General features: G+C 39.9%; 14 protein-coding genes and 1 pseudogene. 3 read left to right on the top strand and 12 right to left on the bottom strand.

Going from position 1 to position 16991, the window contains the following annotated elements; genetic code table 11:
* Positions 1 to 29: 29 nt before the first annotated feature.
* Both pafA and OVA16_RS12480 read left to right on the top strand, forming a co-directional pair.
* Positions 30 to 1694: an alkaline phosphatase PafA gene (pafA, locus tag OVA16_RS12485; RefSeq protein WP_267759838.1), complete on the top strand. Its 1665-nt coding sequence runs from the start codon at positions 30 to 32 to the stop codon at positions 1692 to 1694.
* A gap of 221 nt (positions 1695 to 1915) precedes the next feature.
* A pseudogene (locus tag OVA16_RS12480) lies at positions 1916 to 5307 on the top strand (methylmalonyl-CoA mutase family protein).
* Positions 5308 to 6292: 985 nt separating this feature from the next.
* Here the strand turns inward: OVA16_RS12480 and OVA16_RS12470 are convergent.
* From OVA16_RS12470 to OVA16_RS20275, 10 genes are all read right to left on the bottom strand, one after another.
* On the bottom strand, positions 6293 to 6871 hold the full coding sequence (locus OVA16_RS12470; RefSeq protein WP_267759833.1) for a hypothetical protein: 579 nt from the start codon (positions 6869 to 6871) through the stop codon (positions 6293 to 6295).
* 23 nt (positions 6872 to 6894) lie between these two features.
* Positions 6895 to 8193 (bottom strand): OmpA family protein, encoded by a 1299-nt coding sequence (locus OVA16_RS12465; RefSeq protein WP_324288386.1) that lies wholly within the window; start codon positions 8191 to 8193, stop codon positions 6895 to 6897.
* Positions 8194 to 8369: 176 nt separating this feature from the next.
* Positions 8370 to 9200, bottom strand: coding sequence for a universal stress protein (locus OVA16_RS12460; protein WP_267759829.1), 831 nt, complete (start codon positions 9198 to 9200; stop codon positions 8370 to 8372).
* A 134-nt stretch (positions 9201 to 9334) separates the two neighbouring features.
* The gene (locus OVA16_RS12455; protein WP_267759827.1) at positions 9335 to 10945 is read right to left on the bottom strand and encodes a L,D-transpeptidase family protein; all 1611 of its coding nucleotides are present in this window, start codon (positions 10943 to 10945) and stop codon (positions 9335 to 9337) included.
* Positions 10946 to 10956: 11 nt separating this feature from the next.
* Positions 10957 to 11418 (bottom strand): hypothetical protein, encoded by a 462-nt coding sequence (locus OVA16_RS12450; RefSeq protein WP_267759825.1) that lies wholly within the window; start codon positions 11416 to 11418, stop codon positions 10957 to 10959.
* 60 nt (positions 11419 to 11478) lie between these two features.
* The gene (locus tag OVA16_RS12445; protein ID WP_267759823.1) at positions 11479 to 11808 is read right to left on the bottom strand and encodes a chaperone modulator CbpM; all 330 of its coding nucleotides are present in this window, start codon (positions 11806 to 11808) and stop codon (positions 11479 to 11481) included.
* Positions 11798 to 12685, bottom strand: coding sequence for a J domain-containing protein (locus tag OVA16_RS12440; RefSeq protein ID WP_267759821.1), 888 nt, complete (start codon positions 12683 to 12685; stop codon positions 11798 to 11800). Before OVA16_RS12440 ends, OVA16_RS12445 begins: the two co-directional genes overlap by 11 nt.
* A gap of 22 nt (positions 12686 to 12707) precedes the next feature.
* Positions 12708 to 13331: an SDR family NAD(P)-dependent oxidoreductase gene (locus OVA16_RS12435; RefSeq protein ID WP_267759819.1), complete on the bottom strand. Its 624-nt coding sequence runs from the start codon at positions 13329 to 13331 to the stop codon at positions 12708 to 12710.
* Positions 13276 to 13449 carry an SDR family NAD(P)-dependent oxidoreductase gene (locus OVA16_RS12430; RefSeq protein WP_267759816.1) on the bottom strand — a complete coding sequence of 58 codons (174 nt, stop codon included), beginning with the start codon at positions 13447 to 13449 and terminating at the stop codon, positions 13276 to 13278. The genes OVA16_RS12435 and OVA16_RS12430 overlap by 56 nt, the downstream gene beginning before the upstream one ends.
* 101 nt (positions 13450 to 13550) lie before the next feature.
* Positions 13551 to 13811, bottom strand: coding sequence for a DUF1275 family protein (locus tag OVA16_RS20275; RefSeq protein ID WP_420712347.1), 261 nt, complete (start codon positions 13809 to 13811; stop codon positions 13551 to 13553).
* A 60-nt stretch (positions 13812 to 13871) separates the two neighbouring features.
* On the opposite strand from OVA16_RS20275, the gene OVA16_RS12425 reads away from it, so the two are divergent.
* A protein-coding gene (locus OVA16_RS12425) for an IS3 family transposase (protein ID WP_267759787.1) occupies positions 13872 to 14950 on the top strand; the annotation gives its coding sequence in 2 pieces (ribosomal slippage) (positions 13872 to 14133 and positions 14133 to 14950; 1080 coding nt in all).
* Positions 14951 to 15005: 55 nt separating this feature from the next.
* Here OVA16_RS12425 and OVA16_RS12420 read toward each other — a convergent pair.
* Both OVA16_RS12420 and OVA16_RS12415 read right to left on the bottom strand, forming a co-directional pair.
* Entirely contained in the window at positions 15006 to 15440 is a 435-nt protein-coding gene (locus OVA16_RS12420) for a YoaK family protein (protein WP_267759813.1), read from the bottom strand.
* Positions 15418 to 16923 carry a L,D-transpeptidase family protein gene (locus OVA16_RS12415; protein ID WP_267759810.1) on the bottom strand — a complete coding sequence of 502 codons (1506 nt, stop codon included), beginning with the start codon at positions 16921 to 16923 and terminating at the stop codon, positions 15418 to 15420. Before OVA16_RS12415 ends, OVA16_RS12420 begins: the two co-directional genes overlap by 23 nt.
* Positions 16924 to 16991 lie beyond the last annotated feature (68 nt).

Here is a 16991-nt window from a genome sequence, read left to right as displayed (position 1 = left end):
TACCTTTACAAAAAACACATAACACCATAATGAATATTAAACTTTTATGCCTCTCTCTGTTAGTTTTACTTACGTTTAATGTAAATGCCCAAAAAGCAAAAAAGAATACAGTTACTGCAACAACCTATCCGCAAACTGTTGCCCGCCCAAAATTGGTAGTGGGTATGGTGGTAGATCAAATGCGTTGGGATTACCTGTATCGCTTTTATAGCCGCTACGGACAAGGAGGTTTCAAACGTTTACTGCACGAAGGTTTTTCTGCCGAAAATACATTAATTCCGTACACACCTACCCTAACTGCTTGTGGCCACTCTTCAATTTATACGGGTTCGGTGCCGGCCATTAATGGCATTATTGGTAACAATTGGTTCGATCCGCAATTGGGCAGAGATGTTTACTGCGTAGAAGATAAGAGCGTAAAGACTGTTGGTAGCACTAGCAAAGCTGGCTTAATGTCGCCTAAAAATTTACTAGTTACCACCGTAACCGATGAGCTACGCATGGCCACCAACTTTAGAAGTAAGGTAATTAGTGTTTCGCTTAAAGATAGGGGTGCAATTTTGCCCGGCGGCCATACCTCCAATGGTTCGTATTGGTACGATGGCGCTACTGGAAACTTTATTACCAGTACACATTATATGGAGCAATTACCTACTTGGGTAAATGATTTTAATGCTAAAAAACTACCCAACAAATATTTTGCGGAAGATTGGAATACTTTATACCCAATAGCCACTTATACAGAAAGCACAGCTGATGATAAACCTTACGAACGTTTATTTAAAGACGAAAAAGCAGCAACTTTTCCGCATTTGTTTAAGCAATACGCAAATAAAAACTATTCGTTAATGACCAGCATGCCTCAAGGTAATACTTTTACCCTAGAGTTTGCTAAAACTGCACTTAATGCCGAAAAGCTAGGCCAAACGGGTAATACAGATTTCTTAGCTGTTAGTTTATCGTCTACAGATTATGTGGGGCACCAATTTGGGCCAAATTCTATAGAACTAGAAGATACTTATTTGCGTTTAGATAAAGATTTAGAAGACTTCTTCAATTACCTTGATAAAACCATAGGCAAAGGCAATTACCTGTTTTTCTTAACTGCCGATCATGGCGTTACCCACGTACCAGGCTTTTCTAAAGAGCATAAATTACCGGCTGGTGGTTTAGCGCCTAAAAAATATAAAACAGAACTAGACAGCTTAATTTTAAAAGAATTTAAAGTAAAAGATGCCATTTTTACCTTAATAAACAATCAACTGATTTTTGATACTGATGCCATTAAAGCTGCAAATGCAGATTACAGCAAAATCAAAGAGTTTAGTATCGAATATTTAGTAAAACAGGAAGGTGTATTAAATGCAGTAGATGTAAAAAACCTAGGCAATGTAAGTTTACCACAAGATTTAAAAATGAAAATCATGAATGGTTACAACGCTCGCCGTAGCGGAGAGGTGTATATCATTTTAGATGCCGGTTGGTATCCAACTTTAAGTCCGGGAACTGGCCACGCAGCATGGAACCCTTATGATAGCCATATCCCTAACGTATTTATGGGCTGGGGCGTTAAACCGGGCAAAACCAATAAAGAATATTACATGACTGATATTGCCCCTACCGTATCGGCACTTTTACACATCCAACAACCAAGTGGCGCCATAGGCAAGGTAATTACCGAACTAATGAAGTAAGCATCAGTTTAAAACTCATAATACCATCCTCAATTTGAACCAACGAATTGAGGATTTTTCATTTAAAAGCTCTTTAAAATATCAATTTATTAAAAACACCACGCTATTTTTACTGTTGAATTTTGCCTTTTGAGTTTGCAAAACATTACCTTTGAATAGTAATTTTCTAACCAAAATTTATAACCTTATCACTATTCATTTCCAAATGGAAATTTGCTATCATGGATAAAATCGAGATCTATAAACCCAATCATAAAATACGTTTTGTAACTGCAGCCGCCTTATTTGATGGCCACGATGCCACCATTAATATCATGCGTAGAATTTTGCAATCTAGCGGCGCCGAGGTAATACATTTAGGCCACAACCGTTCTGTAGATGAAGTGGTTAACTGTGCCATACAAGAAGATGTGCAGGGCATTGCTATGACTTCTTACCAAGGCGGACATATCGAATATTTCAAATATATGTACGATTTGTTGCAAGAACGTGGTGCAAGCCACATCAAAATTTTTGCAGGTGGCGGTGGGGTAATTTTACCAAATGAAATTGAAGAGTTAGAGGCTTATGGCATAGCCAAAATCTATTCGCCAGATGATGGCCGCAAGATGGGTTTACAAGGTATGATTAACGATATGCTGCAAAAAACAGATTTCGTTACCAAAGCTACCCTTACAGATGAACTAGAAAAAATACCTTCCAAAGACATCAAAGCTATAGCCACTGCAATATCTATTGCCGAAAACAATTTAGAAACTTTTCATAAGGCGTTTGCTAACATCTCCTCTCCTTTCGCGAAGCAAAGAGAAACCGTTATTTTAGGGATTACTGGAACAGGCGGCGCCGGAAAATCATCTTTGGTAGATGAACTAGTACGTAGATTTTTAATGGAGGTGCCAGATAAAAATATCGCTATTATTTCGGTAGACCCATCTAAAAGGAAAACTGGTGGTGCTCTGCTTGGCGATAGAATTAGAATGAACGCCATTAACAATCCAAGGGTTTATATGCGCTCTTTAGCTACCCGACAGGCAAATCTGGCATTATCTAAAAATGTGCAAGAAAGCATTGACATTTGTAAAGTAGCAGGTTTTGAACTCATTATTGTAGAAACTTCGGGTATAGGTCAATCAGACACAGAGATTACCGAACATTGCGATGTTTCGCTTTATGTGATGACACCAGAATTTGGTGCGGCCACACAGCTAGAGAAAATAGATATGCTAGATTTTGCAGATCTGGTAGCAATCAATAAATTCGACAAGCGAGGCGCTTTAGATGCTTTACGAGATGTACGTAAACAATACAAGCGCAACCACAATATCTTTGATGCCAAAGACGAAGAAATTCCGGTTTATGGCACCATGGCCTCGCAGTTTAACGACCCTGGTATGAATAATTTGTTTGTTGCACTGATGAACAAAATACAGGAAAAAACTGGTGTAGATTTCAAGGCAAAAATGGGAATGACCACCAGCCAATCCGAAAAAATTTACATTATACCGCCAGAAAGAACAAGATATCTCTCAGAAATTGCCGAAGCTAGCGAGCAATACAACGAATGGGTAGAAAAACAGGTGGCTATTGCCCGTAAAATGTACCATCTTGAGGGTGTAATTCAGTTATTTAAGGAAAATACAGGCAAAGTACTTCCCTCTGGGGAGGATTTAGGTGGGGCTTTAGAATTGGCTTTATCACATTACGAGGAGCAACTAGATGGCGAATGTAAACGATTGCTTCGCGAATGGCCCAATACCAAATATCAATACCAACAAGAAAACTTTATTTATAAGGTTAGAGATAAGGAAATTAGGCAACCGCTCTTTTATGAATCACTTTCTAAATTAAAAATTCCTAAGGTTGCTTTACCTCGTTATCAAGACTGGGGCGATATATTGAAATGGTTGCTTACCGAAAATTTGCCCGGAGAATTTCCTTATGCGGCTGGTGTTTTTCCGCTAAAGCGAGATGGCGAAGACCCTACCCGTATGTTTGCAGGCGAAGGCGGACCTGAACGCACTAACAAAAGGTTTCACTACGTTTCTTTAGGTCAACCAGCGCACAGGCTTTCTACCGCTTTCGATTCGGTAACGCTATATGGCGAAGATCCGCACGAGCGACCAGATATTTATGGCAAAATAGGCAACTCTGGCGTAAGCATTGCCACTTTAGACGATGCAAAGAAATTGTATTCTGGTTTTGATCTTTGCGCTGCCAGCACTTCGGTTTCTATGACCATTAATGGCCCTGCACCAATGTTGCTGGGGTTCTTCATGAATGCGGCCATAGATCAGCAATGCGAAAAATACATTATTGAAAATGGCCTGCAAGAAGAAGTAGCAACGAAAATTAAGCAGCTATATGAAGCCAAAGGCATAGAAAGACCAACTTACCATGGCCAACTTCCAGAGGGTAATAATGGTTTGGGGTTAATGCTTTTGGGTGTAACCGGAGATCAAGTGCTACCCGCAGCAATTTATCAGCGAATTAAAGCTCAAGCAATTAGTTCGGTTAGAGGCACGGTACAAGCAGATATTTTGAAAGAAGACCAAGCCCAAAACACCTGTATTTTTTCTACAGAATTTGCCTTGAGGATGATGGGCGATATCCAACAATATTTCATCAGCGAAAAAGTAAGGAATTTTACTCGGTTTCTATTTCGGGCTATCACATTGCCGAAGCGGGTGCCAACCCTATCTCACAACTGGCATTTACCTTAAGCAACGGCTTTACTTTTGTAGAGTATTATTTGAGCAGAGGCATGCACATAGATGATTTTGCGCCAAATTTATCTTTCTTCTTTAGTAATGGAATTGACCCAGAATATGCTGTAATTGGTCGTGTAGCTCGAAGAATTTGGGCAAAAGCCATCAAAAACAAATATAAAGGCAACGATCGTTCACAGAAACTGAAATACCATATCCAAACCTCTGGCAGGTCGTTACATGCACAGGAAATTGATTTTAACGACATTAGAACTACCTTGCAGGCCCTTTACGCTATCTACGACAATTGCAACTCACTACATACCAATGCCTACGACGAAGCCATTACCACACCTACAGAAGAGTCTGTTCGCAGAGCGATGGCCATACAACTGATCATCAATAGAGAATTAGGATTGGCCAAAAATGAGAACCCGCTGCAAGGTGCATTTATTATTGAAGAACTTACTGATTTGGTAGAAGAAGCCGTACTAGCCGAGTTTAAACGAATTAACGATAGAGGTGGTGTGCTAGGTGCTATGGAAACCATGTACCAACGTGGTAAAATACAGGAAGAGAGTTTATATTATGAAACGCTAAAGCATACCGGAGAATTTCCAATAGTTGGTGTAAATACCTTCCTCAACAAAAATGGATCGCCTACGGTTATCCCTGGAGAAGTGATACGTGCTACCGAAGAAGAGAAAAAGTACCAAATTAGTACTTTAGAGGCTTTTCAGCAACGAAACGCCGAACTGGCGAATGGTTTACTTAAAGGATTACAAAAAGCTGCTGTAGCCGGAGAAAATATCTTTGAAAAACTAATGGAAGTTTGTAAAGTTTGTTCGCTAGGGCAAATTAGCAAAGCCTTGTATGAAGTAGGCGGGCAGTACCGAAGGAATATGTAAGGGAATAAAAATTGATGGCATGATTGTTTACAAATACCAGCCTCCGGGTTAAATCTTCAGCAGCCAGAAAAAGAACGACACAGAAAATGTTTTCTGTGTCTTGACACCTGTTCTTCTGTGCCCATTTATGCCCTATCTTGGGGCATTTTCAAATGTGATATCAAAAAACATCAAACGGGGTCAATTAATAATTAAACAATTGATAAACATATTTTTACATCAAAACAGATACAATAATACAAGATTAAAATAGGGTGTAGAATAGGGCATAAATTATATGCTATTTTATGCCTCCAATTGATCTGACCAAAAATAAAAAACCCCCTAAATACTAATATTTAGAGGGTTTTTGCTAGAACTTGATATCTAATAAGTCGGGGTGGCAGCAAAGCACACCCAAATTTTAAACATCTATTTTTCAACAACTTACCTTTAAACCAAATACTAGGTAGTAGAATAGGGCATAAATTCAAAGAGGTCAAAACATCACAACCTATCTCGAACAATTTTATCTATTGATTGACGATTTAAAATAATATCCATTTATTTCAGAGTAAATTTAATAAAAAATGAAGTCAATTGCAATAATACGTAATCATATGGAGTACAATTACACATCTTTTCAATTTCATTTTTTACGGGATTTAACTAGGTCTTGAAGTCCCAACATTTGCCTGGAAAGCGCTTTGATAGCTAGTGCTTTGCGCCATTGTTGCTATCGGAATAAGCAAAACCAATGGGACTGAAAATTTTAGTAGTTTCCAGCTAGGCTGAGTGCTTTGATTTGTTTTCATTTTTCTATTTTTATTGATGGCCAAAAGTAGCCGAAGTGCTGCCTTGGATAGATGATAGCACAACTCAAAAGGATTGACCTTCATCAACAAAACACCGCCTATTGATCATCCTTTTTGGCAAGTGGCACAACCATCCAGACAAAAAAATGCTTTCACCAAACAGATAACAGCTTTTTTTACGGCATATAAAACTACTTCACATCATTTTTCACTTTGTTAGCAGCCTGTTGTCCTGGAAGATGGATCTGAAATCCAAAAGAAAGGTTCAGATTATTTTGCGTGGTAGCACTTCCAAAGCCAAGAAGGCCATTGTACTTCAACAAGGTTTCTAGGCCAATGTTAGGGGTAATAAAATAAACGAAGCCTGGGCCAACGCTTAAATTAAGTCCATTAGTATTTCCTCCACCATTGCTCACATTAACTCCACCAATCCCCACGGTAGCTTCAGCAAAAAAACGACCATGCGTAAGCACTTCCACATCTTTGCCAGTATAATATCGTCCAAGTGAACCAAGACCATAACTTGTAGTGGTGCTAGAGTTTTTTGCGGTCTGTAAACCAAAGTTCAAATATCCACCAAGCGCTATGTTGTCTTGAATAAACCAGGCAGCTTTAGGCGTAATATCTACACTGAATATCTTTGGATCATCAAGACCAAGGTTAATATTAGTAAGGTTTCCACCAACCATAATGTTACCTTTTTGTATCTGTGCATTAGCAGCACATACTGTTGTTGCAGTTATAATAATTGTTGCTAATAATTTTTTCATGATGATTATTTTTAAAGTTGAAATTAAAACAAGGTGAATTCTACACGACGATTTTCTTGACGGCCTGCAGCAGTTTTATTGCTGGCAACGGGTTGGTCGGGTCCATACCCCGTAGCTTCGATGCGGGATGCATTAGCACCTTGTGCAACCAAATATGTTTTCACGGCTTCGGCTCTATCTTTCGATAGTCTCAAATTCAGTTCCCGAGATCCAGTAATATCTGTGTGACCGGCTAATTTCAAGCTGAAATCTTTTTCAACCAGTAAAGAGGCTACTTTATTCAAGCTGAGATATGATTTTTCTTTAATGGTCGATTTCCCAAGATCGAACTCTAAGTTTTTTATTGCTTCTCCAACAAGTCTGCGGTCGGCCTCAGTTACGATCACTTTGGTTTCTCTAATGATCTGAGGTTTTGGAACAACTAACGGGCATCCAGATCCATCAACAACGGTTCCAGAAACGGTGCCAGCACATTTGTCGAACTTGTTCGCTACGCCATCACCATCATCATCACCCATTTCCTTCGCATATTGTTCCCTATCTCTCTGTACATTCTGTTCCGCTGTAGAAAGTGCTCTTCTCAATTCTTCGCTTTCATCTTTAGATTGCATACGTACTACTGCAAGTGAACTATAGCTCTGTAGTTGTGGCTGGTCTTTACTGCCCAATGCAAATTCCAGTCCAGCATGCGCATAGGCGAATTTATCATTTGTGGATCTGTTCAGCCCATCAAATATCGAAGACTTCACAAAATTTACATCATATCCCATATCCAGATTAATTCCTTTTGCTAGTCCAACCTTGAAACCGATACCAGTTGGAATGAACCATTTTTCGTCGTAACCCTGATTGTTGTTCAAGGCCCCCACATAGAAATCTGCAGCAGAGGACATATAACCCGCACCAGCCTTAACATAAGGTATCAATATCGCATCCCGATCATTGATATTAATGTTGGCCACATTGTAAACTGCTGTTAGTGCCCCAGACCACTGGATTTTAGTCTGGAAGCCAGAACCAGCCACATAGGTAGGATTATTGGATGCATCTACACCTCCCTGAGCCCTTAAGCCCTCCACCTTACCTGCCAGAAATTCTGCCTGAATACCTAAAGAAGGTAGGATTTGTTTTTTGAGATAACCTCCGTAACCCAGATTTTCCTTTACCGTCTGGAAATCCCTAAACTTTCCATCGAATAGCGTTCTCGGTGTAGTTACTCCGCTATGTATGCCTATAGACCAGGTACGAAATGTTTGAGCTGAAAAACGCGACGTACCAGTAAGCGGCGTTTCTTGCGCCATTGCCGATCCACAAATACCCAAAAAGGCGATCATGAATGATTTTGTAATTTTATAATTCATTTTATCTATCTTTTATTGATGTTCAAAAGTACCTTTACCATAGCTAGTGGTAAATGATGGCGAGCAGTGGATGCGTTGACCTGCATCAACAAAACCGAAACCTTAGTCACGTTTCGCTTAGATTACGCACATAGCGCTCAAAGGCTTTCCTGGAGCACCATAATAGGCACCGACGCATTATCTGCCAATTGCTTGCTAACACTCCTATGGAACAGCCCACTTAAAAAGTTATAGTTTTTATGTACTAGGCACAATAGATCTACCTTTCCCATTTCGATAGTTTCCAGTAAGGCGGTTTTAACATTAGTTGATCGGATGGAGTGAAAAGCCACCGATGGAAGATTTGGATCTAGGTTTAAGTTTACCTCATTATACAGGTCTTCTTCAGAAGGTTTTTCTGGAAAACCGAGCTTAGAAATATGGTTAACAAGCACATCTGCACCAAATGGAGCAGAGAAAGCAACTACGTATCGCAGCGCTTTTTTATAGCCTATGGAAAGATCCACGGCAAAAATGGTTTGATGGATATCTTTAACAATAAACTGTTTGGGAATAACCAATAACGGACAACCAATGTTTTCCAAGATATCCTGCATCTGTGTCTTGAACATTACTTTTTCCCATTCTCCAGATTGATGAGATCCGATGATCACTAAATACACTTCTCCATCATTTGTTTTTTCGGCCAAAAGATCAATTACGCTCCCATTGTACATTAGACAATAGATTTTTATTAATGAACCTGTTTTTTTGACTGCTATATCAACCTCATACGCAATTGCATCTAATCCCTCCCTTTCATTCAGGTTTTCGACACCAAATTCCTGTTGGGCTTCTTCTGTGCTATTTTTTTTGGCAGCATGCGCCAAAGTGATATTAGCCTCTATCTTCAACGCAACATTCATGGCAGAAAGAGCCAAGTGATGGGAATTGATAGAATTATCTATCAATACAAGTATATTTTTCATTGGGATATAATTTTCTAAGTTCTGAGAACCTGTCAGAACGATGTATGTGTTATTTGCAAGTCCTAATCGGATCGGCCTCATCTCTTCAGTTTATCAAAGGCCCCATTATCCCGTGGTATTTTAATCCATTCGCTTTAGTAAATCCCTGCTCCGGAAATGATCATAGCAGCCAGGCGTTCATCGAGACCATAGATGTCCCTTCTAAAATTCAACTTGCCATTCCTGTCTATAAAAGCTGTGAAATAGGCAATAAATACCGGAGTATTGTTTACGGTTAAAACAGGTCTCTCTTTCCTAGCATACATGGCCGACCTTATCGTTTCTGCATTCCATTTCTCATCATCATTTAGCAAAAAAGCGGCTAGTTTTGCGGGTTCCGCTATACGGATGCAGCCATGGCTAAATGCCCTATCTGTTTCTTTGAATAAAGATTTACTTGGCGTATCGTGCAGGTAGATGCTATAACTGTTCGGAAACATGAATTTTACCCGCCCAAGTGAATTAGCCGCACCAGGTCTTTGCCTTACAATGGGCAGCCCGTTTCTTTGCCCGATGATCTCCATTTGGTGATCGGCAAGGAAGTTTGCTGACTTCCGCATCCCTTGGACAAGCTCTGTAGCTACAATCGATTCGGGCACGTTCCAATAGGGACTGAAAACTACCTGATCGATCTCTCCGTAGAATAATGTGGTGGGATGGACAGCCTGACCGACAACTGCCTCACAGTACCACAATAAATTTTCGTCATGGTAAACGTGCAATTTGAATTCTGGAATATTTACGACCAAGTAATTACCCTTTGAGGCAACAGGAAGCCACCTACTGCGCTCCATATTAACCAGAATTTGCTTGACCCTAGTCTTCAATGGAATATTTAATGCAGCTAAGGTTTCTCTATTGATTAAGCCAGTTAACTTCAGTCCATGCCTTTCCTGAAAGCTGATCAGTGCCAAACGCAGTCTATCATCAAATAAAGTATCTGATAAACTGCCATCATAATCTTCAAGCTGGAATAGGCGTTTTTTGACCTGGCTAATCATTGCCGTGTCTTTAAGGCTTATTACTTTTGAGTTTGCCTTGATTACTGACCAATCGGACAAATCATCAAGCAACCTATACTTTCTCAAATAGGTTTTCAAAAGCTCATATTGTCGATATACAGGTTCTTTTGCAAGAATTCCCTGATGTGGTGAATTCAAAAGACTGTCCAGATACAGATCATAGCTAATTTTTTTCCTTGGCAACATCCAGTTATTGGAAGTGCTCACAAAAGGGTTCATCCCCTCCCAAGCAAGACCTGCGAACACAAAATATTCGCCCGTAAGCAACAGTTCAATCTTGATGTCAGGTTTTATTAGACCCGATTTTCCTTTTCCCTGATAAACAAGAGAGTCAAGTTCCTTAGCATACAATAGCTTTGTGAAAACGCCGTCATCTTCTAGGTTACGTAGCCTATTGGTCAAATCTCCTGCCTGTTCGACCAGACCGATTTTATCAAACCAGACATAAGCAAATTGTCTTTTTCTGTAAAAGCTCCATAGTTCTGTTTTATATCTTTTTAGTTTCGGATGATCTTCTAAGAAGGACTGTAGCTGTAGGCTATCAAATCTCAACTGGGCTGGTTTTGAATTTTCCTTTATAGCAGGCAGCTTCCCAACATACTTTCCTGTTTGCCCAATTCCTATAAGCGGAAGAAAAAGATTAAGCAGTAAAACAAATAATAGTTTGATATAGCCAATATCCATTTTTAAAGAATTTACAAAATAGGATATCTTTTTACCTTCAAAAAAGCTGGAAGCGCAATCGGCCTCTCTTTAGCTTTCAACTCTTCAATGAGTGCAAAAAGTTCATTTTTAACCAGTTTATCAGTAGCTAAAAGCGATTTGATTTCCGCAACAATTGCACTATCTTCTTCGATGAGTTCAAGTCCAATATGCTTCATTGTTCCTTCTAATAATTGTTCAAGGTTCTTTTTACGAGCGTTAAGGGTAGCTTTTAAATGTTTTCTTCTCACCAAAATACCATTCAAGCTTGTGATGATCACTTCCACCTGTTGATTGTGATTTTTTTTCACTCTTTTGGAAATCAAGGTATCGAACAGGTTTTGGAAGAAACGCATCTCGTCTTCCAGAAAAAGAATATCTGATAACCATTCCTTGTTCTCAAGGTAAAGTTCTTGGAGCTCGGCAGATAGCTGAGGATCTAAAGGCATTTTCATAGTACTTATTGTTTATACTTCAAAAGTGCACAATAAGCAGTCAATAGTACATGATGGCAGTCAGCAGTTTAGTTGATTGTTATCATCGGAGGATAGGTTTGGCGCAAAGGTCTCTAAGCGATTTTTACTGGCCGCTAGCTCATATTGTAAGGTTTCAATCTGCTGCAATAAAGTATTGATCACATCAATACCCTCGAAGTTAATGCCGAGTTCATGGTGCAACCTAACTATTTTTTCAGCTTTGTTCAACTCATCAATATGGAGAAAATGTTCTTCATTCAGTTCTACAATTCTTATCAATCCAAATTCGTGCAAGGACACCATAAATGATGGCGCTAAGCGGTGGTGCAGACAGAACTGTGCCATGAGTACCAGGTTATCATTTCTCATTTTTCATTCTCTTTAACGTTGTAAACAGTTCGATTTCTTTTCCGGTAAGATTGGTCGGCAATTTGACCTGATAGGTGATAAAAAGATCACCGAATTCATTTTCCTTTTTATAGACTGGAAATCCCTTTCCCTTCAGCTTTACTTTTGTGCCTGACTGGGTTTCTCGAGGCACTTTAAGCTTAACCTTTCCGTCAAACGTATTGACCGTCACTTCTCCACCCAACAATGCCGTATACAGGTCTAGATCAACATTTGCATATAGATTTTTACCATCCCTTTTGAATTTGGTATGGTTGTTAATGGAAAAGGTAATAAATAGATCGCCATTGGGGCCACCGTTGACACCTGGCGAACCGTGCCCAGTAACTTTGATGACCTGTCGATTTTCAATCCCTGCCGGAAAACTTAAGCGAATATTTTTTCCGTTTACCGTAAGGGTCTGTTTCTGGCTTTTATAAACATCTGCCAACTCAAGGTGTAGTTCGGCTTTTAGGTCCTGTCCCCTAAAAACGGATTGGCGGGCCTGTCCCTGCGAGCCGCCGAACATCGAACCAAAAAAATCTGAAAAATCTTCGCCTGCAAAAGACTGCGAAGTTTTTCTTTTTTGTTGATTTTGGCTTTGCTGTTGTCTGGCTTTCTCAAACTCTTCGGCATGTTGCCAATTATTTCCATGCTCATCATATTTCTTTCTTTTTTCAGGGTCACTCAACACGGCATTGGCCTCATTGATTTCCTTGAATTTTTTCTCCGCTTCTTTATTGTTTGGGTTAAGGTCTGGATGGTATTTCCTGGCGAGCTTACGGTAGGCTTTTTTGATATCCCCTGTACTCGCCGATCTGTCTATCTCCAATAATTTATAAAAATCGATATGGTCCATCTGAAATTGAGGCTGTAAATGATTATTGTGCTAAATAGCCACCATCAATCGGATAGTAGCTGCCGCTTACAAATGAAGACTTACCACTGGCCAGCCAAAAAATAAGCTCTGCCACTTCTTCACTCTTCCCTAAACGACCGATGGGATGCAGTGTAACCAACTGGCTCTTCATTTTCTGGTCAAGTGCATTGAGCAGAGGCGTATCAATAAAACCTGGGCCAACTGCATTGACCCTAATATTTTGGGCAGCATATTCTAGCGCTGCTGTTTGGGTAAGACCAATGATACCGTGCTTTGCCGCACTATATCCTGCAGAACCCGCAAAACCTACCGCTCCCAAAATGGAAGAAATATTGACGATACTACCGCCTCCGGTTTTAAGCATCGCCGAAATCTGGTACTTCATACCGTAAAAAAGACTGTTGAGGTTTACCGAAATGACCTTCTCCCAGCCTTCGATACTCATATCAGCAATGTGGTTCTGTTCCCCACCAATACCTGCGTTGTTTACGGCGATGTCAATTTTTCCATAGTTCTTAACCGCAAAAGCAACCAAAGCTTCCATTTCAGAGGCTATAGACACATCTGTTTTAAAGAATGATGCCCTGCCCCCTGCTATGCAAATTTCTTCGGCCAATTTTTTCACCTTCCAAGGTATGTATATCCGACACTACCACATTGGCTCCTGCCGATGCAAATAATAATACCGCAGCTTTTCCAATTCCTGATGCAGCGCCGGTAATGATGACTGTTTTATCTTTCATGCCCCAAAGCTAGCTTAGCAAAAGTAGACCAGTGTTGACAGGGGTCATCGCAAATGGTGATTTGCCGCACTAATGATTATTTTTAACCAAGCGCATGATAGTTAAATAATACCTTTGAACATTAAGTCTAAAAATGTCGTAAAACGAGGCGAACAAGGCAATAAGACAGGCACTAAAAAAGAAATAAAATTCAAGGTTCCAAAAAGATAGGCACCTAGTAGTGCGCCCAACATAAAAAAGAAAATAATAGCAAGTCTCAATCTTATCCGCAAAAAAAGCTGTTGCTGATCTTGCACATCAGTCTTTATTTGGGCCAGGTCGATCCCAAGATCTGTAAAGGTGCCGGTTAAATGGGTTTGTATGCTTCCCCGAAATTGGTCCGATTAAAAATAGAAAAAAGACACTATTTTTAATTAACAATTATGAAAACAACACAATTTACAGAGGCACAGATTGTTTCAATATTGAGACAGCATGAAAAAGGCGTTAAGGTAACAGATATTGCCAGAGCAAACGGCATATCAGAGAAGACCTTCTATCGATGGCGAAGCAAATATGGCGGGATGGAAATTAACGATCTCAAACGCCTAAAGGAACTTGAGGCAGAAAACTCCAAGCTGAAACGGATGTATACCGATCTGGCACTTTTGAACGATGCGCTAAAGGATCTGATTGAAAAAAAGCTTTAGCGCCTTGCGATAAAAAAGAAGCTGTTACTTTTCTGCTTGTCGAACATCAGATCAGTAAGCGCAAGGCTTGTGATAGCATTAAAATCTCAAGAAGCAGCTTCAGTTACTTGGCCCGCATAAAGCAGGATGACAAGTACATTGAACTATTAAATGGTTTGACAGAAAAGCACGTAAGCATAGGTTTTTGGCAATGCTACCATCGGATAAGAAAGTCAGGGGAAATGATCAACCATAAAAAACTCTACAGGATTTACACCGCACTAAAACTGAACATAAGAAGAAGGGCTAAAAAAAGATTGCCAGCAAGGGTAAAACAGGCTTTGTTCCAGCCCGGCAAAATCAACGAGGTCTGGAGCATAGATTTTATGAGTGACAGCTTATGGGATGGCAGAAAAATAAGGTTATTGAACGTGATTGATGATTTTAACAGGGAAGTTTTAACGATAGAAACAGACACATCGCTGCCAACATTACGGGTGATAAGGAGTTTGGAAGAAATCGCCCAGCAAAGGGGTTATCCCAAAATGATAAGGGTTGACAACGGGCCAGAATTTATTAGTGCAAAACTGGATATTTGGAGCAAGGAAAATAAGATCCAACTTGTGTTCATTCAGCCTGGTGAGCCCACGCAAAATGCTTATATCGAAAGGTTAAACGGAACTTTCAGAAGGGATATATTAAATGCCTACGTATTTAAATCAATTCAGGAAGTAAGAACAATAAGTGAAGAATGGATGAATGACTATAACTATAGTAGGCCACATAGAGCACTCAAAAATAAAACACCAATAGAATACAAATTATGCCAATAAATTCTATTTTTGATTGGTACGAAATTTAGGGAAGCACACAGGTTGTCCTTACCACCTACCCAGAAATGACCGAGACGAGTGCGTTCTGAAGGCCCATCGCAAAAAGTAAACTTCCTGCAAAAACTTTATCTGGATATAGGAAATGGCCGTCAAAACCTTTCATTGAGCACACCAGCAAAACAATGATTTCCATTAGTATGGGAATCACATATGAAAACCGCTGGTTGTTGCCCATTTTGCCAATGATCAGGCTTGAACAGAATGCACCAGCAAGAAAGAGCAACATCAAAATGGTAATTACCCCAGCATCTCTCCAATCACGAAGGGCAATATGCTCCGCCAAGAGTGCGGCGTGGCCGGTAACGTTTGTAGTGAGTGCAGAAAACCCCAAAAAACCTGCCGCATTTACAAATCCCGCAGTTAAACATAACAGGATAGCTAGCCTCAGGTTGTGTGAAGCTGTACGCCTATCGCCGAAATATCTTAACATTGTTTTTCTTGATTGATCTTTGATTGGTTCTACGATCGGCCAACCTGATAGCCTGTTCGCCGAAAAGTTTGCTTTCAAGTTCGGCATCCTTTTGATAAATATCCTTGTAGATAATCAATCTGCTATCAATCATTTCACAGGTAAGGTAGGTAACGGCAATAGGAACAGGATTTTTAAGATAGAAATTTTTATATTGATAATCCTTCAGCGCACGTTCCAAAACTTTGATCTTTCCCTCAGATCCATCAGCAACTAATAACAGTTTAGCCAATCGTTCGGGATTTTCAATTTGCAGGCAACCTTTGCTGGATGCCCTTTCTTTAGTATTGAATATATTTTTTCCGCTATGGTCATAAAGGGTGCCGCTTGGCTGGTCATCAATCCTGAAACGGATACTTCCCAGCGTATTTTCATCAATGGGCGATTGTCTGGCCATATAAACAGCAGGATTCTGGCTGATCTTCTTCAATCTTCTGCGATTGATCTTAATATGCTTAAGCTGGTTATCGTAAATGGAATAGCGGTTTTTCTTAAGATAACTAATATCCTTTAATGCATTAGGCAAAATCTCGGCAACAAAAATCTCAGCAGGCACCTTCCAATCTGGTGCTGCTGTAAACCTGGTTAATGTACTTTCAAAAGTTTGCGTGGGATTTTCTGGATTTCCAACAATAACCTTGAAATTATTTACCGTATCACCGGTGGTCAGCTTTAATTGATATGAGGGAATATTAACCTGTATGCGATTTCCTTTTGCAGAGGAAAGCCACCTTAGGCGCTCCATGTTAATAGCCATCTTGCGCACATTTGCCTGAGGATATTCATAACTATCTAAAATATATTGGCCCAAAACGAGCTGCATATTCTTTTGAAGATTAACATATTCAAGAATGGCGGGTTGTACTTTGACCAGCTCAGTGTAGAAATCTTTGGCATCTATAATCATGAACAGCTTGAAATCTGCATTAAAATGTGGAAGGTTTCCATTATCAATTTCACTCGCTGAATAGAATGGATTGAATTTACCATAATGTAGATGGTTTATCATCGTGATTACCGCATCTGTTAAAAACTCATCAAAAGCCCTGCGCCCTACCTCGCTTAGGGAATCAGGATACTGCTCAAGCAGTGCCAACCTGCTGTATAAAAGTTCATTTGGATGATAGTCCTGTGGATCCAATCCAAACTGCCTAACACAGTCCAGCAACATCATGGCAATTGCTGTCTTTGCATTCCAATGCCCCTTCTCTACCCACGAAAGCCTGAAAGCCTTAGCCTGATAATATCGTTCTACTGTTTTAGGAAAATTGAGCAGTGCGGTGTCTGTAGCAAACACATGCTTTTTTCCTTGTCCAATAGCAGAATCTGCTGCCCCTTGGGCATATACAGCTATGCTGATGCATGCCAAAATTAAAGTGACCCAACCGATAAGGATAAACTTGGTAAGCCTGGATGCAGGAACTGAGGTGAATGAAGTTTTCATAACTGAGATTTTCACTACAAATCTGCAATAAAATGAGGGCCATAGTAATGATAGCGGTCACCATAAAT

It is taken from the genome of Pedobacter sp. SL55, assembly GCF_026625705.1.
Classification (GTDB): Bacteria; Bacteroidota; Bacteroidia; order Sphingobacteriales; family Sphingobacteriaceae; genus Pedobacter.
The sequence above is the reverse complement of the archived record's forward strand: the minus strand, read 5'-3'. Positions and strand labels throughout refer to the sequence as shown.

What these genes read in the sequence shown, in the direction of transcription:
- OVA16_RS12470 (WP_267759833.1), bottom strand. Translation starts at nt 6,871, where the DNA reads ATGAAAAAATTATTAGCAACAATTATTATAACTGCAACAACAGTATGT.
- OVA16_RS12455 (WP_267759827.1), bottom strand. Translation starts at nt 10,945, where the DNA reads ATGGATATTGGCTATATCAAACTATTATTTGTTTTACTGCTTAATCTT.
- OVA16_RS12460 (WP_267759829.1), bottom strand. Translation starts at nt 9,200, where the DNA reads ATGAAAAATATACTTGTATTGATAGATAATTCTATCAATTCCCATCAC.
- OVA16_RS12440 (WP_267759821.1), bottom strand. Translation starts at nt 12,685, where the DNA reads ATGGACCATATCGATTTTTATAAATTATTGGAGATAGACAGATCGGCG.
- OVA16_RS12445 (WP_267759823.1), bottom strand. Translation starts at nt 11,808, where the DNA reads ATGAGAAATGATAACCTGGTACTCATGGCACAGTTCTGTCTGCACCAC.
- OVA16_RS12450 (WP_267759825.1), bottom strand. Translation starts at nt 11,418, where the DNA reads ATGAAAATGCCTTTAGATCCTCAGCTATCTGCCGAGCTCCAAGAACTT.
- OVA16_RS12420 (WP_267759813.1), bottom strand. Translation starts at nt 15,440, where the DNA reads ATGTTAAGATATTTCGGCGATAGGCGTACAGCTTCACACAACCTGAGG.
- OVA16_RS12430 (WP_267759816.1), bottom strand. Translation starts at nt 13,449, where the DNA reads ATGAAAGATAAAACAGTCATCATTACCGGCGCTGCATCAGGAATTGGA.
- OVA16_RS12415 (WP_267759810.1), bottom strand. Translation starts at nt 16,923, where the DNA reads ATGAAAACTTCATTCACCTCAGTTCCTGCATCCAGGCTTACCAAGTTT.
- pafA (WP_267759838.1), top strand. Translation starts at nt 30, where the DNA reads ATGAATATTAAACTTTTATGCCTCTCTCTGTTAGTTTTACTTACGTTT.